This is a genomic window from Shewanella sp. SM32 (genome assembly GCF_025654235.1).
Lineage (GTDB): Bacteria > Pseudomonadota > Gammaproteobacteria > Enterobacterales > Shewanellaceae > Shewanella > Shewanella oncorhynchi.
This window is the reverse complement of the sequence record NZ_JAKKRO010000012.1, coordinates 12,694-37,142: the sequence shown is the minus strand read 5'-3', so window position 1 is coordinate 37,142 and position 24,449 is coordinate 12,694. Positions and strand designations below refer to the sequence as shown.

The 24,449-nt window shown below is 46.6% G+C and carries 20 protein-coding genes and 1 pseudogene; 11 read left to right on the top strand and 10 right to left on the bottom strand.

What is annotated here, in order from left to right; genetic code table 11:
* Nucleotides 1-33: 33 nt before the first annotated feature.
* From L5M10_RS06965 to L5M10_RS06955, 3 genes are read right to left on the bottom strand one after another with little or no spacing between them, the layout of a single operon-like run.
* A complete protein-coding gene (locus L5M10_RS06965; RefSeq protein ID WP_263198091.1) occupies nt 34-789 on the bottom strand; it encodes a lytic transglycosylase domain-containing protein in 756 nt (251 codons plus the stop codon).
* Nucleotides 789-1,826, bottom strand: coding sequence for a DUF3137 domain-containing protein (locus L5M10_RS06960; RefSeq protein ID WP_263198089.1), 1,038 nt, complete (start codon nt 1,824-1,826; stop codon nt 789-791). The genes L5M10_RS06965 and L5M10_RS06960 overlap by 1 nt, the downstream gene beginning before the upstream one ends.
* Nucleotides 1,827-1,875: 49 nt before the next feature.
* Nucleotides 1,876-2,442 (bottom strand): LemA family protein, encoded by a 567-nt coding sequence (locus L5M10_RS06955; protein WP_105250697.1) that lies wholly within the window; start codon nt 2,440-2,442, stop codon nt 1,876-1,878.
* A gap of 559 nt (nt 2,443-3,001) precedes the next feature.
* Between L5M10_RS06955 and L5M10_RS06950 the strand changes: the two genes are divergently transcribed.
* The gene (locus L5M10_RS06950; RefSeq protein WP_263198087.1) at nt 3,002-4,624 is read left to right on the top strand and encodes an AbgT family transporter; all 1,623 of its coding nucleotides are present in this window, start codon (nt 3,002-3,004) and stop codon (nt 4,622-4,624) included.
* A gap of 56 nt (nt 4,625-4,680) precedes the next feature.
* Here L5M10_RS06950 and L5M10_RS06945 read toward each other — a convergent pair whose 3' ends face one another.
* From L5M10_RS06945 to L5M10_RS06925, 5 genes and pseudogenes are all read right to left on the bottom strand, one after another.
* Nucleotides 4,681-5,004, bottom strand: coding sequence for a hypothetical protein (locus L5M10_RS06945; RefSeq protein WP_131524445.1), 324 nt, complete (start codon nt 5,002-5,004; stop codon nt 4,681-4,683).
* Between the two features lie 37 nt (nt 5,005-5,041).
* Nucleotides 5,042-5,309, bottom strand: a pseudogene (locus L5M10_RS06940) (hypothetical protein).
* A 141-nt stretch (nt 5,310-5,450) separates the two neighbouring features.
* Nucleotides 5,451-8,585 (bottom strand): efflux RND transporter permease subunit, encoded by a 3,135-nt coding sequence (locus L5M10_RS06935; protein WP_263255076.1) that lies wholly within the window; start codon nt 8,583-8,585, stop codon nt 5,451-5,453.
* A gap of 9 nt (nt 8,586-8,594) precedes the next feature.
* Nucleotides 8,595-9,740: an efflux RND transporter periplasmic adaptor subunit gene (locus tag L5M10_RS06930; RefSeq protein WP_105250703.1), complete on the bottom strand. Its 1,146-nt coding sequence runs from the start codon at nt 9,738-9,740 to the stop codon at nt 8,595-8,597.
* An 814-nt stretch (nt 9,741-10,554) separates the two neighbouring features.
* Entirely contained in the window at nt 10,555-11,244 is a 690-nt protein-coding gene (locus L5M10_RS06925; protein WP_219235075.1) for a DNA-3-methyladenine glycosylase I, read from the bottom strand.
* A 206-nt stretch (nt 11,245-11,450) separates the two neighbouring features.
* Between L5M10_RS06925 and L5M10_RS06920 the strand changes: the two genes are divergently transcribed.
* Complete coding sequence (locus L5M10_RS06920) at nt 11,451-12,098, top strand: glutathione S-transferase family protein (protein ID WP_263198084.1); 648 nt, start codon at nt 11,451-11,453, stop codon at nt 12,096-12,098.
* A gap of 24 nt (nt 12,099-12,122) precedes the next feature.
* Here the strand turns inward: L5M10_RS06920 and L5M10_RS06915 are convergent, their stop codons facing one another.
* Both L5M10_RS06915 and prlC read right to left on the bottom strand, forming a co-directional pair.
* A complete protein-coding gene (locus L5M10_RS06915) occupies nt 12,123-12,653 on the bottom strand; it encodes a thioesterase family protein (RefSeq protein ID WP_011791203.1) in 531 nt (176 codons plus the stop codon).
* A gap of 175 nt (nt 12,654-12,828) precedes the next feature.
* Nucleotides 12,829-14,868: an oligopeptidase A gene (gene prlC, locus L5M10_RS06910; protein ID WP_105250706.1), complete on the bottom strand. Its 2,040-nt coding sequence runs from the start codon at nt 14,866-14,868 to the stop codon at nt 12,829-12,831.
* A gap of 269 nt (nt 14,869-15,137) precedes the next feature.
* On the opposite strand from prlC, the gene L5M10_RS06905 reads away from it, so the two are divergent.
* The 9 genes from L5M10_RS06905 (at nt 15,138) to proB (ending at nt 24,427) form a co-directional block, all read left to right on the top strand.
* Complete coding sequence (locus L5M10_RS06905; protein ID WP_263198082.1) at nt 15,138-15,929, top strand: hypothetical protein; 792 nt, start codon at nt 15,138-15,140, stop codon at nt 15,927-15,929.
* A 152-nt stretch (nt 15,930-16,081) separates the two neighbouring features.
* On the top strand, nt 16,082-16,648 hold the full coding sequence (locus L5M10_RS06900) for a hypothetical protein (protein ID WP_263198080.1): 567 nt from the start codon (nt 16,082-16,084) through the stop codon (nt 16,646-16,648).
* 147 nt (nt 16,649-16,795) lie between these two features.
* Nucleotides 16,796-18,151 (top strand): glutathione-disulfide reductase, encoded by a 1,356-nt coding sequence (gorA, locus tag L5M10_RS06895; RefSeq protein ID WP_113940197.1) that lies wholly within the window; start codon nt 16,796-16,798, stop codon nt 18,149-18,151.
* A 181-nt stretch (nt 18,152-18,332) separates the two neighbouring features.
* Nucleotides 18,333-18,533, top strand: coding sequence for a DUF1656 domain-containing protein (locus tag L5M10_RS06890; RefSeq protein WP_263162563.1), 201 nt, complete (start codon nt 18,333-18,335; stop codon nt 18,531-18,533).
* A 6-nt stretch (nt 18,534-18,539) separates the two neighbouring features.
* Nucleotides 18,540-19,403, top strand: a complete 864-nt coding sequence (locus L5M10_RS06885; RefSeq protein WP_263162565.1) for an HlyD family secretion protein — start codon at nt 18,540-18,542, stop codon at nt 19,401-19,403.
* Nucleotides 19,404-19,408: 5 nt separating this feature from the next.
* Entirely contained in the window at nt 19,409-21,475 is a 2,067-nt protein-coding gene (locus tag L5M10_RS06880) for an FUSC family protein (RefSeq protein WP_263198079.1), read from the top strand.
* A gap of 163 nt (nt 21,476-21,638) precedes the next feature.
* A complete protein-coding gene (locus L5M10_RS06875; RefSeq protein WP_168826181.1) occupies nt 21,639-21,815 on the top strand; it encodes a hypothetical protein in 177 nt (58 codons plus the stop codon).
* A gap of 3 nt (nt 21,816-21,818) precedes the next feature.
* Nucleotides 21,819-23,315 (top strand): sodium/proline symporter PutP, encoded by a 1,497-nt coding sequence (putP, locus tag L5M10_RS06870; RefSeq protein ID WP_168826179.1) that lies wholly within the window; start codon nt 21,819-21,821, stop codon nt 23,313-23,315.
* Between the two features lie 11 nt (nt 23,316-23,326).
* Nucleotides 23,327-24,427, top strand: a complete 1,101-nt coding sequence (gene proB / locus L5M10_RS06865; protein ID WP_105250714.1) for a glutamate 5-kinase — start codon at nt 23,327-23,329, stop codon at nt 24,425-24,427.
* The last annotated feature ends 22 nt before the right edge of the window (nt 24,428-24,449 follow it).

The window sequence follows — 24,449 nt, the reverse complement described above, 5'->3', positions numbered from 1 at the left end:
TCGCCACTTCATTTTAGCTTATCAATGCGGCAACTAAACGTCCTTCTGCTCGCGGTAACGCTTCAATAAAATTTTCACACGCTCAACATAGGCTTGGGTTTCAGGATAGGGCGGAATGCCATTGTACTGAACCACGGTCGTCGGCCCCGCATTGTAAGCCGCACAGGCCAATGCGACATCACCATTAAACTGTTTTAGCATCTGCGCCAGATACTTACTGCCACCTAAGATATTTTCTTCGGGTAAAAACGCATTTGCTACCCCCATTTCTTTCGCCGTTTCTGGCATTAATTGCATCAATCCCATAGCGCCAGTACGCGACAATGCACGCGCATTAAAGGCTGATTCCGCGTGGATCACCGCGCGGATTAAGGCGGGATCAAGTTGATGCTTATGGGCGGCATGGGAGATCAGGGCATCATAATTAGCGGTAAATAGCCGAATACCATTCCAATCTATGGTCGAATCGGGACGACAGGCAAAACAGTCATATAACAAAATTTGATACTGGTTATTTGCGGGGGCTTTGTCGGTAAATACGGTGACACCATTAGCTTGTTGGTATTGATAAATTTTGAGTTTTTCTAAACCTTCACGACTCACTATGCCGCTCTGTGAGTACCGCGCCACAATACGCGGCTTAGCTTTTTCGCGCGCCTCCTCAGCATTTGCATTTATCATCAAACTCGATATCAATAATAAGCACAGGCCTAGCCCCTCAAATCTGCAGGGCAATGAAAAGGCTGCAAAAGTCAGTGTACGAGCAAGCGCTGAGCGAGTAAGCAACATCAAAGTCCCGTGTACTGATTAAGTTTAAGTACTTCAATAATAGCAAAGAGTTGCTTCATTTCTCGGTTTATCTGACTAAATTCTACTGAAAAGGTCGCGCCATGAAAAATGGACTGCATTTGAAAATGCGTTCTGCGATTCGGTAGGAACAAAGTTAGTTTATTGCGGAAAAATGCACATTGAATATTGCCATCGAAATGTTTGGCAAGCTCCTGTAAGCGCTCCATAAATGCCGTATTGAGCAAATAGCGTGACTCGATTTGATCCGTTGAAAACACGTCGAACTCTTTTTCAAATTGCGGATCTTCAAGTTTGACTCGTACCAGTCCCGCATGGCTGTCGGACAGGAAATTGGCTAAACCACCGCGATCCCTCAGCACAACAGTATGACCCATAAACGCTTTATGACTACTCAGCTCAACCACTAAGCCACGAAACTGGGTTTCCGTGCGGGTCACAGTTCTGCGCCTATTCGTACCGACATCCAGCTCTTCGACTTGCACATTCTTGGTCAGGGTAAGCTCATTGACCGTCAACTCAACGCCCTTATAGCAGCCTTGTATATAGTCACCGAAGCTGACTTTGTCGTATCGCGGTAATACTTTAGCCGCAACGAGTCGATTCATGTCGAGGCGCATTTCGCGGCTATAAATAAAATCATCGCCGAAATATTTAAACATCAGCGGATAAATATCATTTTGAACCAAATGCTTAAACTCACGAGTCGGAGCAAAGCTCCACCAGCTTAATCCGACTAAGGCAAGCAATGGCAAAGGCGGGAAATAAGCGCCACCGCTGTAGTAGCCAATAACGGTGAGCAAGCTCAGCCCAAGCACTATCATCAAACTCAAATACAAACGTTTACGCGCCGCCTTAAGGCAAGCCACACGCTTAGTTTCATATTTGCGACTGATTGGAGCGATATATTCTTCGTAATAGGCTTCGAGTTGAGGTAGTTCGTCCAAATCCGCAGACAAACCAACAGGCCCCCGATAAGTCCGAATCGGGCTACCTAAAATAAAAGTGATGATATTCATATTGATGTCATAGTATTGCAGGGTAATAACTCACCCTGCACTGCTAAGCTTACAAGTATTCGGCCGCATCTACGGGCGCTTTTGCCGCTTCGCTTACCTCATAGAATGGCATCACTTTAATACTCGCCATAGAAGCGATAATCGAGCCGGGGAAGATTTCTACCGCAGTATTAAGCTCGGAAACTGCCGAGTTGTAAAAACGCCTCGCAGCTGAGATATGCGCTTCGACCTCGTTATAGGTCTGCATCGCCTGCAACATAGTGTTGTCGGACTTGAGCTCAGGATAGTTCTCCACATTCACCATCAAGGTACTCATTTTGTCGTTCAACCGCTCAGCCTGAACTAAATGTTCTTTAACTGCGCTAGGGTCGGCCTTGTTGTAATTATGGCTTAGCAGAGTCCGCAATTCGGTGATTTCAGTGAGCAGTGACTTTTCATGCTCCATAAATCGTTTAGCAATTTTTAGAATATTAGGCACAAGGTCGGCACGCTTGGTCAGCTGTACATCGATACCCGACAAGGCTTCGAGCGCGGTATTGCGCTTTTTGACTAGGCTGACGTACCAAAGATAGGTCACGATAAAAATCAGCGTTAATCCCAATAACAATTTTTCCATCTTCCATCCTTAGGTTTCTTATTCTTGTTAATAGGATACAGCTAACCATAAATGAGTGAAAATTTCACCTGCAGGCTGATTAAGACAATGAAATTACTCGCTGGTCAGAGCTGGCGATGTTATCTAACGAGCAATCATCAACGAAACTGGCCATATTCAACGATGAAAAGTGATCATCTGCATAAAAAACAGCATTTAACCTATAAATTTATCAATATTCAGCTCCGATACAGCAAACAAGGTCTATAGTGATATGGCACAACATTAGAGCATCCAATTTTGCTCGTGAATACTGGACTCCTCGAGAGTCCATTTTTTTATCCTAATTTTAGCCCTGCTCACTTCAACACAGTCAATAGCAACATTTAAGTTTCAATTAAAACTTAACAATCATACTTTGCCGCTAATTTTTTAACTTTTACCTTAGCTTTCACTCCGAGTCTTGCACCTAGAGTTATCCCCTCAGCCACGTCATCCACAATCGGCCGTCGGCAATGTCTCGAGTCTGTTATAGGGTCAAAATATTGCGCTGCGTAAAGGTCGACATAAAGGAAGGACGATGAGTTTTAATTCCGGCGATATTCCCCCACAAAAAGCTTCTGAACCCAATCCACAACAGGGCGATATCAGCTCTAGTGGTTGGTTTGTACGTTTTCTCAATATTGTTGAACGCTTAGGCAATCTGCTGCCCCATCCAATCACCTTATTCGCACTGTTCTGTGTTGCCGTAGTCATTATTTCAGGTATTGCGGGCTACTTTGGGTTAACCGTGGTCGATCCTAGACCTATTGGCTCACACGGCCGCAGTGCCGACGGTTTAATCCATGTGGTGAGCCTGATGAACGCCGAAGGTTTGCGGATGATAGTCTCGCATCTAGTGACCAACTTTACCGGCTTTACGCCGCTCGGCACTGTGCTCGTGGCACTACTCGGCGTCGGGATTGCCGAACGATCTGGCTTATTATCTGCGGCTATGCGCGCCTTAGTCATGGGTGCCTCTAAACGATTAGTCACTGTGACCATAGTATTTGCCGGCATTATGTCCAACACCGCTGCCGAGCTTGGCTATGTGGTACTTATCCCTATGGCGGCGATGATTTTCCACTCCCTTGGCCGCCATCCACTTGCAGGTTTAGCTGCCGCTTTTGCCGGGGTTTCAGGAGGTTATAGCGCTAACTTGTTGCTTGGTACTGTCGATCCCTTGCTATCGGGCATTACCGAAGCTGCGGCGCGCATGATAGATCCTCAATACAACGTCGGCCCAGAAGTAAACTGGTACTTCATGTTTGTCTCCACCTTTGTGATCACTTTCCTTGGCGCCTTTGTCACCGAAAAAATCGTCGAACCTAAGTTAGGTCAATACCAAGATGATGATGCAGACGAAACCGTACTGCAATCGATGGAGAGCATCAGTACTATTGAGAAACGCGGCTTAAAATGGGCTGGGTTATCTATGTTAGTGCTCGCGGTTATTTTAGCGATTTCAGTCGTACCAGAAGGCGCACCGCTGCGCCATCCTGAAACCGGTCTCATCTCAGGTTCGCCATTCCTCAAGGGCATAGTCGCCTTTATCTTTATCTGTTTTGCCATACCTGGCTTTATTTACGGCAAAGTCGTGGGCAGCATCAAAAATGATAAAGATGTCATCAATGCCATGTCCCACAGCATGAGCACTATGGGCATGTATATCGTCCTCGTCTTTTTCGCCGCGCAGTTTGTCGCCTTCTTCAACTGGAGTAATTTAGGTGCAGTATTGGCGGTGTTAGGTGCAGATGCTCTGCAATCCATTGGCTTGACGGGCCCGATCGTATTTTTGTTCTTTATTATGCTCTGCGGCATTATCAACTTGATGCTTGGCAGTGCCTCGGCCCAGTGGGCCATTACCGCTCCTATTTTTGTGCCTATGCTGATGCTGGTTGGTTATGCGCCCGAAACGATTCAAGCGGCGTACCGTATTGGGGATTCGGTGACTAACTTAATCACACCTATGATGAGCTACTTTGGTTTAATCTTAGCGGTTGCCTGTCGTTACCAGAAAAACCTAGGGATAGGTACGCTGATCGCCACTATGCTGCCGTACTCGCTCGTGTTTTTCGTGGGTTGGACAGCGTTCTTCTTCCTGTGGGTATTTGGCTTTGGTCTGCCCGTTGGGCCGGGAGCCGCGACTTACTACACGCCTTAACCGCAATAAAAAAGGCGTCGATGATAAAGTCGACGCCCTTTCTTTATTCGATAGCTTTAGTCGTATAGCCATTCCATTAACAGACTGCAGATCATCAAAAAAATACCTAGATTAAACACATAGGTCTGTAGGGTAGATTTTAATGTCGAGTCCTCAGCTTGCGATACTATCTGGCTCACTGACATAAAAAATAATTGAGGAGCTAACCCCATGCCCACAAATAACACAGCAGCACCGACACAGCGAGTTAACTCTGGTAGTACAAGCTCCTGCAAGTAAAATGCATAAACGCCATAGGCCAAAAATGCCAGCGCTATGCCATGGCATACCATTCCCACGATAAGTTGCTTAGTGGCAAGATTACCCCACGAAAACACCATGTCACTCCTACACTCAGCTTAACCACAACTATTGATACTATTGGGCGCGAAGTTTATCTCGCTTACGATTAATCTGCACCCACCCACACAAACCAACCAAATAAAATACCGCCAATGGGATAAATATAGAGCGCTCTTTGCAGTTCCGCCCAGAATGGATCGCCCGAGATAAAATAATGTATTAAGGCGACCACGAGGGACGTCAGCATACCCCAGAACAATACGCCAAAGACCAAAATGACGTACATCTTACCCTTAGCAATGAGTGCATCTAGTTTTTGCAATTCCAACGCAGCATCATCCATGTTTCGTCCTCTTAACTGCCTCAGCGCAATATGCCAGAACTCGCGGACAGTGCCTATCCATCTTTATAACTAACAGCATTAAAATAACAAAAAGCCCTGCAATTGCAGGGCTTTAGTTTAGAAGTTTAGAAACGATCGAGCTTATTCAGCTGAGTTTGGCTTCTGTTCTTTACCTTTCTTCTCGCGCTTACTGAAGAGACGCTCCACTATCACGAAGAATAATGGTACGAAGAAGATCCCTAGGAAAGTCGAGCTCATCATACCGCCGAGTACACCTGTACCAATGGCGTTTTGACTACCAGAGCCTACACCGGTACTGATAGCTAACGGCACAACACCCAGACCAAAGGCTAGAGACGTCATTAAGATGGGGCGAAGACGCACACGCACCGCATGTAAGGTCGCCTCAACTAAGCCTGAACCTTTCTCATAGAACTCTTTAGCGAATTCCACAATCAAGATGGCGTTCTTAGTCGCTAACCCTACTGTGGTTAACAGCCCCACTTGGAAGAACACGTCGTTTGGCAAGCCGCGACCATTCATTGCAATCAAGGCACCGATGATCCCGAGCGGAACCACGAGCACAACTGCAAAGGGTACCGACCAGCTTTCATAGAGTGCTGCCAATACTAAGAAGACCACTAAGATCGACAGAGCATACAGCGCTGGCGCTTGGTTACCCGATAGACGTTCTTCATAAGATAGACCGTTCCACGCGACACCAAAACCAGGAGGAAGCTGCTTGGCTAAGTCTTCCATAATTGTCATAGCTGCACCGGTACTCAATCCAGGAGCTGTGGCACCCTGAATGTTCATCGATGGTAAACCGTTAAAGCGTTCTAAACGTGGAGAACCGTATTCCCATGCACCAGTGGCAAACGCAGAGAATGGCACCATGTCACCCTTGTTATTGCGCACGTACCAAGAATCTAAATCTCCCGGTTGCATACGATACTGGGCATCACCTTGCACATATACTTTCTTCACGCGACCACGGTCAATAAAGTCATTCACATAAGAACCACCCCAAGCCGTTGCAAGCACATTGTTCACATTAGTGATTTCAATGCCTAACGCGCTCAACTTAGCGTGATCTACATGTAATTGATAAATTGGCGCATCTTCTTGACCGTTTGGACGCACACCCACCAGATTTGGATTCTGTGCCGCCATACCAAGCAGTTGATTACGTGCCGCCACTAACTTCTCGTGGCCTTGGCCGTTCTTATCCTGCAGGTACATGTCGAAACCGTTCGCCGTCCCCAACTCGATTACCGCAGGCGGTACGAAGGCGAATACTAAGGCATCTTTCATCTGACCGAACACACCCATAGCGCGACCAGCAATAGACTTCACATCCATACCAGACGCTTCACGCTCAGACCAATCCTTCAAACCAACGAAGGCGATACCCATGTTTTGCCCTTGACCCGCAAAACTGAAGCCCGCCACGCTAAACACCGATCTCACGCCCTCCTCAGCCATAAAATGATCAGACACTTTCTCCAATACTTTTAAGGTGCTTTCTTGAGTTGAGTTAGTCGGCAAAATGGCTTGCGTGAACAAAATACCTTGGTCTTCATCTGGTAAGAACGCCGTAGGCATACGGATAAAGATCCAACCCACTGCAATAACCAGCACAACGTAAATCGCCATCACTCTAAAGCCGCGCTTGATGATCCCAGCAACGCTCGACTCATAACGATTAGTCAGTTTATCGAAACTACGGTTAAACCAACCAAAGAAGCCAGTTTCGATATGAGCATGGCCCTTCTTAATCGGTTTGAGCATAGTCGCACAAAGTGCAGGTGTTAAAATCAAAGCAACTAGAACAGACAACGCCATCGCAGATACGATAGTGATAGAGAACTGACGATAAATAACCCCCGTTGAACCTGACATAAATGCCATAGGGACAAACACTGCGGAGAGGGTCAGACCGATACCGACTAAAGCACCGGTAATTTGATCCATCGACTTACGCGTCGCTTCCAGTGGACTTAAGCCCTCCTCGGCCATTACCCGCTCGACGTTTTCCACCACCACAATCGCATCGTCCACCAACAAACCAATGGCGAGCACCATAGCAAACATGGTTAAAGTGTTAATCGAGAAACCCGCTAACGACAGAATCGCAAAGGTTCCCAGCAATACCACAGGTACCGCAATAGTCGGGATCAAAGTTGCGCGGAAATTTTGCAAGAAGAGGTACATGATGATGAACACTAGTACAATAGCTTCAAGCAAGGTATGTACTACACCTTCTATCGATTTTTCAACGAAAGGCGTTGTATCGTATGGATAAACAACTTCTAGCCCTTGCGGGAAGAAAGGTTTCATCTCAGCAATTTTTTCACGAACAGCTTCAGCAGTATCAAGTGCGTTAGCACCCGTTGCCAGCTTAATCGCTAACCCTGTCGCAGGTTGACCGTTATACAGTGACACCACAGCATAACTTTCAGAACCTAATTCAACCCGTGCCACATCACTTAGGAAGACGTTTGCGCCTGAAATATCCGATTTAAGGATTATTTTGCGGAACTCTTCTGCCGTTTGTAAGCGGCTTTGAGCCGATACCGTTGCGTTCAACTCTTGGCCAGCCACAGAGGGCGCGCCACCTAACTGTCCAGCTGAAACTTGAGCGTTTTGAGAACGAATCGCTGCGATAACGTCTAAACTGGTCAAGTTGTATTGAGTCAATTTCAACGGATCAAGCCATATACGCATCGCATATTGGGCACCAAACAGCTGAATTTCACCTACGCCAGGTACGCGACTCATAGGATCTTGAATGTTCGCACCAACATAGTCAGCGATATCGCCTTTATCTAACGAACCATCGGTCGATACGAAGCCTAATACCATTAAGAAGCCTGAACTCGACTTGTTAACGTTAACCCCTTGCGCCTGCACCTCTTGCGGTAACAGGGTCATAGCGCCCTGTAACTTGTTCTGTACTTGAACCTGTGCAATATCCGGATCGGCTTCAGCGTTAAAGGTTAAAGTGATCTCAGCATTACCAAAACTGTCACTGGCTGAGGCGATATAACGGAGGTGATCGATACCCGTCATACGTTGCTCAATCACCTGAGTCACAGAATCTTCAACAATCTTAGCGGAAGCGCCAGGATAGTTAGCACTGATCACCACGGTCGGTGGTGCAATGTTAGGATATTGGGACACTGGCAGCGAGCGGATCGAGAGGATCCCCGCCAGCATAATAATCAAGGAGATCACCCACGCAAAGATGGGGCGATCAATAAAAAAACGTGCCATAGCTATGCCCTATTGTGCTTGCGTTTCAGAAATAACTTTGGTGGTTACTGGAGCGCCGGGACGAACTTTCTGTAATCCTTCCACAATCAACTTGTCGCCCACAGTTAAACCAGAAGTGACTCGCCATTGGTTGTTAATCACTTCTGCGGTCGTCACTGTTTTCGCTTCGACTAAACCTTGGTCATTCACCACCATAGCCACAGCTTCACCCTTAGAGTTACGCGTAATCGCTTTTTGTGGAACCAAGATAGCCTGTGGATCAGTACCCGCATTTAACATAGCGCGAACATACATGCCAGGTAACAAGATACCTTCAGGGTTAGGGAATTCTGCGCGCAGAATAACTGAGCCAGTGTTTGGATCCACGCTCACTTCAGCGAACTGCAACTTACCCGGATGACTATATTGAGTACCATCTTCAAGCAATAATTTCACGTCTGCATTTTCTGAAGCTTGTAGTTTACCTTGCTGCAACTTAGCTTTAAGACGTAACAACTGAGCACTCGATTGCGCGATATCCACATTGATAGGATCAAGTTGTTGAATCGTCGCCAGCGTTTGGCTCTGGTTGGCAGTGACTAACGCACCCGCAGTCACACTCGATTTACCGATACGACCAGAGATAGGTGCTAATACTTCAGTATATTGCAGGTTGATTTTAGCGGTGTTAATCGCAGCTTCAGCCACGGTAACATTTGCCAATGCTTCTTTATAAGCCGCTTCAGCTTCATCGAACTCTTGCTTACTGATGGCGTTGGTTTTTACCAATTGCTGATAACGTGCCGCCTTAGCTTTTGCTGAGGCTAAGCCCGCATTCGCTCTGGCTAAATCAGCATTGGCACTCACTAAAGCAGCTTTATAAGTTGAAGAGTCAATCTGATACAAGGATTCACCCTGTTTCACATTGCCACCTTCAACAAAACTACGCTTAGTGATAATACCGTTAACCTGTGGACGAACTTCAGCCTCGAGGAAAGCTTTACTGCGTCCAGGTAATTCCACCTGAATCACTTGTGGCTGGGCAACAACATTAAGGATTCCCACTTCCATACTACGTGGACCAGCACCCGCCTGAGCGCTCTCTTCTTGAGGGCTGCAAGCTGCCATCCATAACGCCACGCTTATAACTGAGGCAAGTTTAATTGTCTGCCGCATGAGAACTCCTTCAAATATTAACTGCCCACATACCAGTACACTTATTGCGCTGACACGAGCCGTAATTGTAACTAAAATCAAATCCGTTATTTATCTCATAGCCTATATGAATCAACAAGGAAGATAACGAAACTAAATTGTAAACTAATGAAAATTTTCACTCATTCAGCATTACTATATTCATCGAATTGTTATTCGATTTAAAAAATCGGTTAACTTTGAGTGGCATTGTTAGGGAGATATGCCGTAAAACACCCAATAAGCCTACTCCATATTGAATATGTTGCAAATCTGTTCATATTCTAGACTTGCGGCAGGCCAAGGCCCACAGCTCAATGACGTTAGCTTAACCGTCACTTGTTGCAATAATTTGTACATAGAGACGAAAACGCAGCGCGCTTGTTTTTACTCAGGCCACTCTCAGCATCAAGTCGTTAAAAACGACCCTATCAAGACTGACAATACCGAAAGAGAGTAAGCAAAGAGCTGGCTTCAGACTGCTTGTGCGTAAAAACATGAATACATCCGATAGCGGATTGCTGTGCAGTTTATTACATCTACTATTTGTGCACGGCTAAAAGGCAGCGCCAGCGTTATGAGTCAACGCCACACAATTAAACCGTCACAAATAATAGCTAGCGGGCTATTTTAGTGGTTACCCCAAAACGGAGCAAACCCGAAATTCAGATTAATACCCCATTAAATGAAACTCAGACTCCCACAAATAATGCTTCTGTAATGACAAATATTGCTAGCAAAGCAATATTTGTCTATTAAAACTAATTTGTTCATCTTCAATCACAACTTAACAGGACTAAATTCGATTATCGCCCACGCTGCAAGCCAAAATACGGCTGATATCAGCCAAACAACGACCCGACTCCTGTTGCCACTGATTAAATACGGCTTGCACTTGCTTAAGCGCCGTTTGTGATGAAAAGCCCGCATCGACTAACTTATGTGCTTTAAAATAACCTTGTACATCATCGGTTAACAAAAAAGTATCTTTGCCAATACCGCGCAGAAAATAGGGACCCGTATTGCCGCCCAATCGAGTACCTCGTTTCTTCAACAACGCCCACAAACCAATAATATCCTGTGTCGGCCAAGCGGCGATCAGTTGCGCCAAACTGCCATGTTCGCGAGCAACATCGTGGATCATCAGAGCGTTATCATAAATGGCTTGAGTCTTTTTAAGATGGCGAATCAAGGTCGCATCACTTGCCCGCGCTTGAATTTGCTCAGGCGATAACATTAATACTTTATGTGGTTCGAACCCAAAGAAAGACTTCTCATACTCGGGCCATTTGTTAACCACCACCCGCCATACAAAACCACTTTGAAACACCTGACGGCTCATTGCCGACAATAATTCAGCATCCCGATATTGGCGAATTTCATCATCAGACAGGCAACCAGACAATAAGGCTTCGAGTCCAGCAGGTCCGCCTTTGCGCTCACTGGCTCTGGCATAAATAGATGAAAAACGCTCTAACTGGCTCATATTATTACCTTTAAAATGATTAAATCCCGACACTTTCTATATGGGCTCATAATACCGATTCTTATCCCTGATGGATCACTTGGCTTTGCCAAGAAAAATTGTGTTTATTCCAGCATTTTTTAAGAAAACTCTTACAGCAAGCGCTTCAATTACGACTAAAGTTAAAACGTAAAGTCCGCAAAAGACTGGGTTTGGAGTGAGTGCCTATGGAGCTTTTTTATCACCCGTTATCACGCTATTCACAGAAAGTGCTCATCGCACTTTATGAAAAGCAGGCCAACTTCTATCCCAGAATCATAGATCTACGCGACCCTTTGTCTCGCAAGGAATTTCACCAACGTTATCCGCAAGCGCGAATCCCCCTGCTTAAAGCCCAAAATAAACAGCTGATACCCGAATCCAGCATTATTATCGAGTACTTAGATAGGCATTTTAAAAACAGTACCCAGCTGCTGCCACAAGAACCACAACGCAACTTACAGGTACGTTTGTTCGATCGCATCATAGACAATGATATTAACAACCCATTATTTCAATTAGAAAAGTTAAAGCATATAGAAGACAGCAATGAATTCGAAATCAAACAATTAGAGAAGCAACTACTGACACAGTTTCAACGCTTAGACGCGCAACTCACACAACATCATTGGGTCTGTGGCGACAGTTTTACCTTAGCCGACTGTGCACTCATCCCTTGTTTAAGCTATAGCTTCCAACATCTAAACCTGTTGGATTTAGATGAAATCGTGCGCTATTGGCAACAGGCACAACTGCGTGGCGCTTGGATGTTAGTACAAGAAGAGGTGTTACTGGCTGAGATGGAGGAAACGGCAGGAATAAGAGGCATACCTTAGCGAGTAAGTCATGCCTCAACACAATCACATATTGCGTTCTTTCTTCAACTGCAAAAACGCTTTCCACTTCACGACTTCGGGCGGCAACTCAGGTGCAGGATCGGTATAACCCGCTTCTTTCACGAGTACATCTAACGGCACTTGCTTACCTTTGCACACAAACACACCGCGTACATGGACGATACAATGTAGGCCACGTTCGCTCACAAAGCGTTGTTCAATATAAAAATACTTTTCATCCCAACCGACGACTTTGGTTTCAATCTCAAAGGTTTTTAGCGGCTTAATATCGCGAATATAAGTAAATTCGGCGGCGTTGACTATTGGCATCCACTTCAACTTTAAGAAACGTTTCAGCAGACCCATCTCAGCCAACATATAGGTCCGCGCCAGATCCATAAACGCGGGATAGCGAGAATTAGTGAGATGGAAATTGATATCGCAATCGCTCGGTAAAGCACGATAAGTGATACGGCTTGTCCCTAGAAAATCGATCTTACGACAATGGCGCGTGCGCCAGAATAACAACCAAAACAAACGAAAATACAGATTCATAACGCGCCGCCCTTGAAATAAGAGCCACAGGCTAACAGAGGTCATACCACAGGGCAAGCGGGATATAGCTCACAAAAAAGACGCCCTAGGGCGTCTTTTTATCGTTCGATTAAGCTAAATACCCTCAGATAATCAGCCCATTAAAAGGGGCTGATTTATCAAAACTCACAATTGCTTATGCAGCAATGCCTGAATGTCTTAACAGGGCATCGATATTCGGCTCGCGTCCCATAAACTGTTTGAACAAGTCCATCGGCTCGGCTGAACCACCCATTTCGAGGATATTGTGCAGGAAACGACGACCCGTTTCAGGGTTGAAAATACCTTCCTCTTCGAAGCGAGAAAACGCATCCGCCGACAGCACTTCTGCCCATTTATAGCTGTAATAACCTGCGGCATAACCGCCCGCAAAAATATGGGCAAATCCATGTTGGAAACGGTTAAAATCCGGCGGTGTTAATACGGCCACCTGACGACGCACTTCGTCTAAGGTTTCTTGAATGCGCGCGCCTTTAGCGGGGTCGTATTCGTGGTGCATTCTAAAATCGAACAACGAGAACTCGAGTTGGCGCAGCATCATCATGCCAGACTGGAAGTTTTTCGCCGCCAGCATTTTATCCAACAAGGCTTTAGGTAATGGCTCGCCCGTTTCGAAGTGGCCAGAAATTTCGGCTAAGGCTTCTTCCTGCCAGCACCAATTTTCCATAAATTGGCTCGGTAACTCGACCGCATCCCAAGGCACACCATTGATACCCGACACGCCTGCAACATCGATTTTTGTCAGCATGTGGTGGATACCATGACCAAATTCGTGGAACAGGGTTGTCACTTCATCATGGGTAAACAGCGCAGGTTTGCCATCGACCGGACCATTAAAGTTACAGGTCAAATAAGCCACTGGCTTTTGTAATCCATTGGCGGTTTGACGGCGCACACGGCAGTCATCCATCCAAGCACCACCACGTTTACCTGTGCGGGCATATAAATCGAGGTAGAAACTGCCTCTGTGTTCGTCAGTTTCGTCGAAAATATCGAAGAAACGAACGTCTTTATGCCATCGGTCAAAATCCTTTTGCTCAAGGATTTTAAGGCCGAACAAACGCGATACTGTGTAGAACAAACCCGAGAGCACTTTATCTTCGGGGAAATACGGACGCAGGATTTCCTGTGAAATCTCATACTTATGCTGCTGCAACTTCTCAGCATAGAAACTTAAGTCCCAAGAGGCCATTTCAGTCACGCCATATTCGGCCTCGGCAAACGCTCTCAGCTCAGCCAGTTCTGCCTTAGCTTGATCCTTTGAGCGCAGCGCTAACTCATTTAAAAATGCCATCACCTGCGCCGGCGTTTCAGCCATTTTCGTCGCCAGAGATTTGTCAGCAAAACTGTCAAAACCGAGTAACAATGCGAGTTCGTGGCGCAAAGCAAGAATTTCGTCCATCAGCGGGCTGTTATCAAACTCTCCGGCATTGGGACCTTGATCTGAAGCGCGAGTGACAAACGCACGGTAGCATTCTTCCCGAAGACTGCGGTTTTCGCTGTAGGTCATGACGGGTAGATAAGATGGAAAATCTAAGGTAAATAACCAACCTTCTAGCTCACGCGACTGCGCCATCGCTTTAGCAGCGGCTTTGGCAGACTCAGGCAAACCAGCAAGCTCAGCTTCATCTGTGATCAACTTAGTCCAAGCTTGCGTCGCATCCAGTAATTGATTAGAAAAACCACTGGTGAGTTCAGAAAGACGTTTTACAATCTCGCCATAACGCACTTTTTGCGCATCATCTAAGCCAATACCCGATAGTTCAAAGTCGCGCAGGCTGTGCTCTATCACCATCTGCTGGGCTTGGCTCAATTGTGCAAATTCATTGGATGCTCGCAGCGCTTTATAGGCTTGATACAAACCTTGGTGTTGGCCAACGTAAGTGCCGTATTCCGATAAAAGAGGTAAACAAGCATCATGGGCGGCACGCCACTCATCTGTGCTAGTCACTGAATTCATATGAGAAACGGGCGACCAAATTTGGCTTAGCTCATCGTCAACCTGTTCTAATGGCGCGACCAAGTTGTCCCACGTAAAAGGACCTTGGTTCTGCAGCACTTCATCAATCTTAGTGCGGCACTGAGCAATGGCATGCTCAACGGCGACTTGAATATGTTCCGGTTTAATCTGTGAAAAAAGCGGTAATTTTGCGCCGCTAAGCAAAGGGTTGCTCATATTGACTCCTCAACAATCTGTATCTGTTATAAATAAGGGCTAATGGCCTATTTATCAAGGCGAGAAAACCGATTGTCCCCTTCGAACGCCTTACTTAACCCTATTTCCCCTGAAAAAAAGTGAACTAGTTCGCATTTAGGATTTACGTTTTATTTACCTACACATTGTTGCAATCTCGATCGCAAATCGAATCAATTCGCATTAATGTTTGTATATGGGAAAGGTATTATCTGCATAACTAACGTACCTCGACCAAAATCAGCAAAAATATGGCAACACACTCAGTGAAACTTATCGCCAGCGTCCTCTGCACATTAGGGATCAACTGCCTTAGTCACAACGCAGTTGCTAATGAGGGCCTAGAACAAGTCGATAGTATTTCAAACACCATATTACCCCGCCAGATAACAGAACCTTTGGCGGTGACGCTGGATTTAGGTTGGGACAGCAAATATGTCTCACAGGGTCGCAATAACTTGCAAAATGGGGGTATTTATTGGCTCAATGCTGCCGTTCAACACGGCAACTTAACCACTTATGCCTTAGTCGGACGCGGTGATAGCCAAGCCTATACAGAGTGGAATATCGGCCTTGAATATGGGTTCAACTTAGCCGAAAACCTTGAGGCCAATCTGGGATATCAGCGCATTGAAGGCTATAGCAATAGCCGCTGCCAAGATAACGAGCTATTTGCAGAACTCGCCTACAGCGCCACAGCTTGGTTGGTACCATCGGTGAGTTATGTCTATTCCACAGAGGCGGCAGGCTACTTTGTTGAAGTGAGTTTGCACAGTTATTGGAATATCACAGACCAGTTCAGCCTCACGCCCTATATCACTCAAGGGTTTGATTTTAAATACCGCACAGAAGAACACGATGGCAGTAATAACCTGCAGTTTGGCCTCGAAGCGAATTATCAACTGACCCCAAGCATGAGTATTAGCGGACACATTAGCCACAGCATTGCCCAGAGTGATATTGAGCAAGAAGCCTCAGCCAATGGCGATATGAGTTCACAGGATCAAACCTATGCCGGCATTCACTTTGCAATAACGTTTTAACGTCGTTTTAGCTCTATGTTTCTAGCGCTGTATTGCAACCTTCCTCTGTCAATTTATCCCGTGACATTTGGCAAAAACAAAGCTCACTAACTAAACTCAAAATATCGACGGAGCGACTCACTATTCACATCGATTTTGCCGAGGAACAGGGAATGTTAACGCATCATTTCTATCTTATCCGAACTGCTGTCATTACCTTGCCCCTGCTTTTTATCCAAGCTACAAGCTCGACAAATGCGCAGCAGGTACCAGAGCCTGAACCGAGTCTAGAATCCTTAGCGCAACCGACACAAACCGCGCCTTTGCCCCTAGGCACTTTGCTCGACAATGAAGGTAAGCCGATTAATGTGCCTAACCAAGTGCAAAGTGCGTTCGAGTATTCGCCCCCCACTGTCACACCCGCAGAGCCATCCAAAACCACTAAATCAACTAAAGCCACTCAATCGAACAAAGCCGCTAAGAGTAAAAAACTCAGTCGCAAACAACAGCTAGCCAGTCGTGAACATGTCGCCAATGATCCTAATTGCCGTTGGCTCGATAAACGTATGGATCAGCTAGAGTCCCTACTCGGCGACAAGCAAGATAACGCTGCTAAACATCAAGCCGACGAACTCAGCGCCCGCCAAAAAGAGTGGCAGTGTTTGAAATGTGGTGCAGAAGGCCCAGCTCAAAACGATCACTCTAAGTGCCAATATCGCCGCGAAACAGCCACGCGATAACAACTGAGTGCAGCTTTAGTAATATTTTTTATTAAAAGCAATGCCTTATACGTTAGTGATGCAATAGGCTGGTCTGTTACCACAAAGCCCCCTACAATGACCTTCTGCTGTAAAGCATCTCATCCTTGAAGTAAGACGGAGAAACTCATGGCTCAACATTTTGACTATATCTGCCTAGGCGCAGGCAGCGGCGGTATCGCCTCAGCAAACCGAGCGGCAATGCGTGGTGCTAAGGTTCTACTCATCGAAGCCAAACACGTGGGTGGCACCTGTGTAAACGTAGGTTGTGTGCCCAAAAAAGTCATGTGGTATGGCGCCCATGTTGCCGAAGCGATGAACCTTTACGCCAAAGATTATGGTTTCGACGTCACTGTTAATAAATTCGATTGGAACACTTTGGTCGAAAACCGCGAAGCCTACATTGGTCGTATTCACGATGCCTATGGCCGTGGTTTTGCCAACAACAAAGTGACGCTGTTAAATGGCTACGGCCGTTTTGTGGATGGCAACACCATCGAAGTGGACGGCGAACATTACACCGCCGATCACATTCTTATCGCCACTGGCGGCGCACCGACGATTCCGAACATTCCTGGCGCGCAATACGGTATCGACTCCGATGGTTTCTTCGCCCTACGCGAGCAACCTAAGCGTGTTGCCGTTGTTGGCGCGGGTTATATCGCCGTAGAAGTCGCTGGCGTGTTACACGCTCTGGGCAGTGAAACTCACTTATTAGTGCGTAAACATGCGCCGCTGCGTAACTTTGACCCTATATTAGTCGATGCTCTCGTCGATGCGATGGCAACCGAAGGCCCGACATTACACACCCATAGCGTGCCAAAAGCCGTGGTTAAAAATGCCGATGACAGCCTGACATTAAACTTAGAAAACGGTGAAAGCATTACAGTCGATTGCCTAATTTGGGCAATTGGCCGCTCACCTGCAACAGGCAATATCGGCCTAGAAAATACCGAAGTGCAATTAGATAGCAAAGGCTATGTCATCACTGATGAGCAGCAAAATACAACTCACAAAGGGATTTACTGTGTCGGCGACATTATGGCGGGCGGCGTAGAGCTCACCCCTGTTGCGGTTAAAGCGGGCCGTTTGTTATCTGAGCGTTTATTTAACGGTATGACAGATGCCAAAATGGATTACAACCTGATCCCAACCGTTGTGTTCAGCCATCCACCTATCGGCACTATGGGCTTGACCGAACCTGAGGCCCGTACTCAATACGGCGACGATAACGTCAAAGTGTATACGTCGACGTTTACCTCCATGTACACCGCCGTTACGGCCCATCGCCAAGCCTGTAAGATGAAGTTAGTCTGCGCTGGCAAGGACGAAAAAGTCGTTGGTATTCATGGTATTGGTTTTGGTATGGACGAAATCCTTCAGGGTTTCGGCGTCGCCATGAAAATGGGCGCGACTAAGGCCGATTTCGATGCGGTCGTTGCTATCCACCCCACGGGCGCGGAAGAGTTTGTTACCATGAGGTAGAAGCGATTTTCGCTTTGATTTCATCATATTTAGGGCCAGCTTATGCTGGCCCTAATTGATCACAGATAGCATAAAACCATTAACTCTCACGCGACTTTCCTATAATCTCGACTGAGTACTTTGCATTTTAAACACTTAGCGCTGTTATCGCTGCGCCACTGTTATCGGGATGAATAGCGTAATGCTTAAAGAACTCGCGTTCGATGGTTTGTTATTTAGTCCATTAATTATATTTATCCCCTTCGCTTTTCTGCTTTCCTGCATCACTCGCGGGGTACTCTATCAAACTGGGCTCTATCACAAGCTGTGGCGCGCAGCTTGGTTCGAAGTTGGGCTGTTTATCTGCTATCTGGCGTTGGTCATTTACTTGCTTGGGAGTTGATTGTTCATGGGAAAAATCTTTCGTATCAGCCTCACCCTTATTGTGGTCGCGATTGCAGGTATCGCCGGACATTGGATATGGTCGCACTACCTTTATTCTCCTTGGACCCGCGACGGCCGAGTTCGCGCCGAAATCATTACCATAGCGCCAGATGTATCCGGTTGGGTAAACCAACTGAATGTAAAAGACAATCAAGTCGTTAATAAAGGTGATGTATTGTTCACAGTGGACGATACCCGCTACAAGGCCACAATTGCCGAATTAAATGCCAAAGCGGAAAGCCAAAAATTGACATGGGAACTGGCAAAACATAAATACAAACGCCGTATCGATTTGACCAACGCCAACTTAGTCAGCAAAGAAACCTTCGACGAAGCCTTTATCAATACCGAACTGGCAAGAACCAGTTATGAACTCGCACAGGCACAATTGAATACCGCCAAAATTGACTTAGCGCGGACGCAAATTCACGCTCCCGAAAATGGCACCCTGATCAATTTAAGCCTGCGTAATGGCAACTATGTCAGCAAAGGCAACTCAGTATTTTCGCTCGTCAAACAAGACTCTCTCTATATCACAGGCTATTTTGAAGAAACCAAAATCCCCTTGGTTCACATAGGTCAAAACGCCGATGTCAGCCTAATGAGTGGTGGCCATGTCTTGCACGGCAAAGTGGTCAGCATAGGTAAGGCGATTGCCAATACCAATGTCACCGCTAATGGGCAGTTATTACCGCAAATTGGCCAAACCTTTAATTGGGTGAGGTTGTCGCAGCGTATTCCGGTCGATATCCAGCTAGATAGCATTCCTAAGGACATAGAACTGAGCGTCGGCATGACAGTTTCCATCAAGCTACAGACTGACAAATAGTCATTATGACGCTATTACTTAAGAGTTTATTTTTTCCCGACCGACGAACCCTCATCTTCGCGATTAAAGGCGTGATCTCGATGGCGCTCGCCTTATATGTGGCCATGTTTTTAAATTTAGAACGGCCATATTGGGCGCTGGTGTCAGCGGTATTTTTGCAAATTCGCCCCGAAAGTGGCCTCGTGATCGAAAAGGGCTTATGCCAAATTGGCGGCACCTTAGTCGGCGCACTTGCAGGGATTGCCATACTCAACGGGTTTACACCCTATCCCGAACTCGCCTTAGGATTACTCGCCTGCTGGATAGGGTTAAATTCTGGGTTGTCGGCCATGGTGCGCCAGCAAAACTTTGTCTATGCCTTTGCTATGGCGGGCATGACAGCCTGCTTGATAGTGCTCATTGTGATGGCGAGCCCAGGCACAGCCGATAGTGCAAAAATATTCGATGTGGCGCAGGCGAGGATCAGCGAAATTATCGTCGGCGCAATTTGTGCCGTCTTGGTCAGTTCGCTACTTTGGCCGACTAAGGTAAAACATGGCCTGCAACTGCATGCTAAAAACACAATTAATCAAACGCTTAACTATCTTGCATTAGAACTCGATTTACAGGGCGTACATGCGAGCCGCCATGAACATATCGACACTATTATGGAATCAGTATCGGCGCTGAGTGACGACTCCAGCGCAGTGATTTATGAAGGCCCCGAAGGACGCGGGCAGAGCCATGCGCCGAACTTTCTCTGCAATAAAACCCTTTCGCTATTGGCGGCAATCCAAATATTTGGCCGGCTGCAACGTAATCATTCCCATCTGGTTAGCGAACCACTCGCGAAATCCTTAGCCAATATGCGCAGTAGTTTTACCTTGATGGCGCAATCCAGTGATGACCAAGAATGCTACAAAATGGCGCGCACCTTGAGGTATCAACTCCAGCAAAACCTGATGCAATACCGCGACCGAAGCCCATTAGAGACTCGCTTACTCAAAGTTGCGATGGAATTAAGCGCCGATCTGATCATGGTGCTCAAAAGTTATAACGTGCTGACAAGCAATTCTGCGGTACAACTCAACGCGCCGCCAATGGAATTTCACCGAGATCCACTGATAGGGTTTACGACCGGTCTACGCAGCATGGCGGTATTTGTCATTGGGGCTTCGCTGTGGATCGGCACAGGGTCGAGTGCGGTACTCATGATGATCCTGATGCCTGTAGTCTTTTCCATCATGATGGCGCGCCAGCCACTGCCGATACTAACCACGATTTTGCGCCGTATTCTTGTTGGTATCACTATCGCTGTGCCCCTCACAGTGTTTTACGCTTTACCTTTGCTGGCAGAGAGTAGCGGCGATTTCGAAATCCTCATTTTAGTGCTCGCAGGCCCCTTTTTTATTGGGCTACTCGCCTTAGCGAATCGACCGACCTTGCCCTATGGTCTCGGGATTTGCGTGCCGTTTGCGGTATTAGTACAGCCCAGTAATACCATTTCATTTGCGATAGAAAACACTGTCAGCAATGCCTTAGCGATTTTTGTTGGCGTTACTGTGCTGTATTGGCTATTTAAATTGATCACCGAACCTAGCCAGCGGCTGATGCAATATCGTCTGCTGCAATCTATCCAAAAAGATCTAGTGCATATCGCGCAACATGATGATCCTGAGCCTTGGTTTAACGCCCGCATGGGCGATCGACTCCTGCGGATCGCCAGTTACGAAAAAGGCTCGGGCAAGAGTTCGAGGGTATTTACCGATCTGGTGTTCACTGCACTTAATCTAGGCCATGTGTCGATTCGAATGCGGCGCATGTTGCAGGGGATTTCAGATACGCACTCAGACTTAGAAAATGCACTCAACCTCTGGCAACACAATTTAGGTCAGGCATTTATCGCCTGCGCCCACGGCCAAGTCGCAGAAGAGTTTAACACCAGCAGCGAAGCCTTATTACAAGCGCTGGCGCAATGCCCGTTACCCCACGAACAATTCACTCTGATTACTGGGATGTTTGAACGCATCACATTAACCTTCGAACGCACTGCCCACAGTATCGCCGAGCAGAAAAACACCGCTGAAAAATAGTCAGTTCTCAAACTATTTTCCGCCGAAAAAGCCACCCTCGTGCCGCAGCCAAAACCATTTAAATCCAATAGAAGCTTGATATTTGGCCGATAAAATGCCTTAATATAATTAGATCACTAACTATATTGGTGATATAAATTCAATTATCAACCAAGGAGCAATTATGTCTACGGAGAACCCACCAGAGGAAAATCTTATCTCGCAAGTAGCAAGCTTTACCCGATTACACGCCAAGGAAACCATGCAGTTTATGTGTTTATGCGCAATATTAAGCACCTATCTCTTTGTCATTTTGAAACCGAGTATTATTCAAAATAACAAAGCGTTAGGAGACAAATAACCCATGAATTACCTGGCTTACGTTTCCTTAGCAATTTACTTTATCGCCATGCTTGCTATTGGCTTATTCGCCTATAAAAAATCCACCAGCGATGTATCCGGCTATATTTTGGGCGGCCGCAAGGTGAGCCCACAGGTCACCGCACTCTCAGCGGGTGCATCTGACATGAGTGGCTGGATGCTAATGGGTCTTCCCGGCGCAATGTTTTTGGTTGGTTTCGAAACCATTTACATCGCACTTGGACTATTAATTGGTGCTCTAATTAATTACTTGGTCGTTGCACCCAAATTAAGGGTCTATACCGAAGTCGCGGATAACGCCCTTACTATCCCGGAGTTTTTTGCTAAACGCTTCGGCAATGCCAACAGTAGTATCCGAATTATCTCGGCCGTGATCATTGTGATCTTCTTTACCTTGTATACCTCAGCGGGTTTAGTGGCTGGCGGTAAGTTATTTGAGTCAGCATTTGGCCTGAACTACGACATAGGTTTAGTCGTCACCCTCGGCGTAGTGGTTTCTTATACCTTGTTGGGCGGATTCTTAGCAGTGAGCCTCACTGACTTTGTCCAAGGCTGTATCATGTTTGTCGCTTTAATCTTAGTGCCTGTGGTGGCATATCAAGAGTTTACCAGCGCTGACACTATGCTGAACTTTGCGTATCAATCGATTCCACACTTCACCGATGCCATGCAAAACGTCACTATGTTAGGGCTTATCTCAAGCTTATCTTGGGGACTCGGTTACTTTGGCCAACCGCATATTATTGTGCGCTTTATGGCAATTCGTTCAGTCGCTGACATTAAAACCGCCAGACACATAGGTATGGGCTGGATGACAGTGACCATTGTGGGTGCACTGGCAACAGGTCTTGTCGGTATCGCTTACGCCAATAAATTTGGCATGAAGCTGACCGATCCTGAAACCATCTTTATCGTGTTTTCTGAGTTGTTGTTCCATCCGATCATTAGTGGCTTCTTATTAGCCGCAATTCTGGCCGCGATCATGAGCACCATTTCATCGCAACTATTAGTGTCATCAAGCTCGCTAACGGAAGATATTTATCGCGTGATCTCGAAGAAAGAATCTAGCGAAAAAGACATGGTGAAAATGGGACGTTTTGGCGTAGCTGGCGTGGCAATTGTCGCAAGTCTACTGGCGCTTGACCGCTCTAGCAGTGTGCTATCACTGGTGAGTAATGCATGGGCAGGATTCGGTGCAGCCTTCGGTCCGTTAGTCTTGTTTAGCTTGTATAAAGCTAACCTAACCCACAAAGCCGCGATTGCCGGCATAGTGTCAGGCGCAGCTACAGTGTTGTTTTGGATTTATGCACCTGTACTTGCTGACGGTAAAGCTTTAACCACAGTGGTGTATGAGATGATCCCCGGCTTTGCCGTGAGCAGTGTGGTGATTTGGATAGTCTCGTTACTCGATACTGATCCCTGTGCCAAAACCACTAAATTATTCCATAAGGCTGGCCGTGTTTTAGCCGAAGACAGATGAGGCGCGCAGGTATGACTGACTTACCCTGGAAACGCATTGTCGTTAAGGTAGGTAGTGCCCTGATTGCTCCACACAAACAAGGTTGCAGCAGCCACTACTTACTCGGCATTGCCCAATTTATTACTTATTGTCGTGCCCAAGGGATCCAAGTTGTCTTGGTCTCTTCGGGCTCAGTCGCTGCAGGATGGCATCACTTTGGCGAGGTTGATAAACCGAGCGTCACAGTGAAGAAAGCCATGGCTGCAGCGGGCCAGGCCGATATGATGGCCACATGGAACAAGTTATTTGATTTCCCAACCGCACAGCTACTGTTAACCCACGGTGATTTACGCAATCGAGATCGTTACATCAGTATTAAAGACACAATTTTCAGCCTACTCGAACATGGGCTATTGCCTATCATCAACGAGAACGATGCCGTCACCGCCGACAAGCTCAAAGTTGGCGATAACGATAATCTTTCGGCCATGGTCGCCGCGGCGGCCGATGCCGATACGCTGATTATCTGTTCGGATGTGAATGGGCTTTACACACAAAACCCCCATGAATATCCCGATGCACAGCTTATCAAGCAGGTTACCGAGATTAATGCCGAGATCTACGCCATGGCGGGCGGCGCTAGCAGTGCCGTCGGTACGGGGGGAATGCGGACTAAGATACAAGCCGCCAAGAAGGCGATTTCCCACGGGATCGAAACCTTTATTATTAATGGTTTTGATGCCGACTCATTCAACCAATTGTTGAAGGGCCAAAACCCAGGAACCTTATTTACCCCCGATGAGAAGCCAATGCAGGATCACTTGCACTGGATGACACATACCTCGCAGGCTCAAGGCGAAGTCATTGTTGAAAATGACTTTAATATCGCCCTTGATATCCATAGCGAGCAATTGACCAGTGACGATGTCGTTGCCATCAATGGGGACTTTTCTGTCGGTGACACCATTTTAGTACGCAAAGACGATGGCACTAAATTGGCAAAGGCCAAATCCAATTACAGCAGTTGTTTGCTTAGCTTTATTACGGACCAAGACGATCGCGAGTTTGCCAGTGAATTTCAGCAAAAGACTGGACCGATTATTTCCGAGAAAAACATCGCCATTCTCGAATAAGCATCAGCCGAATAAAACTAAG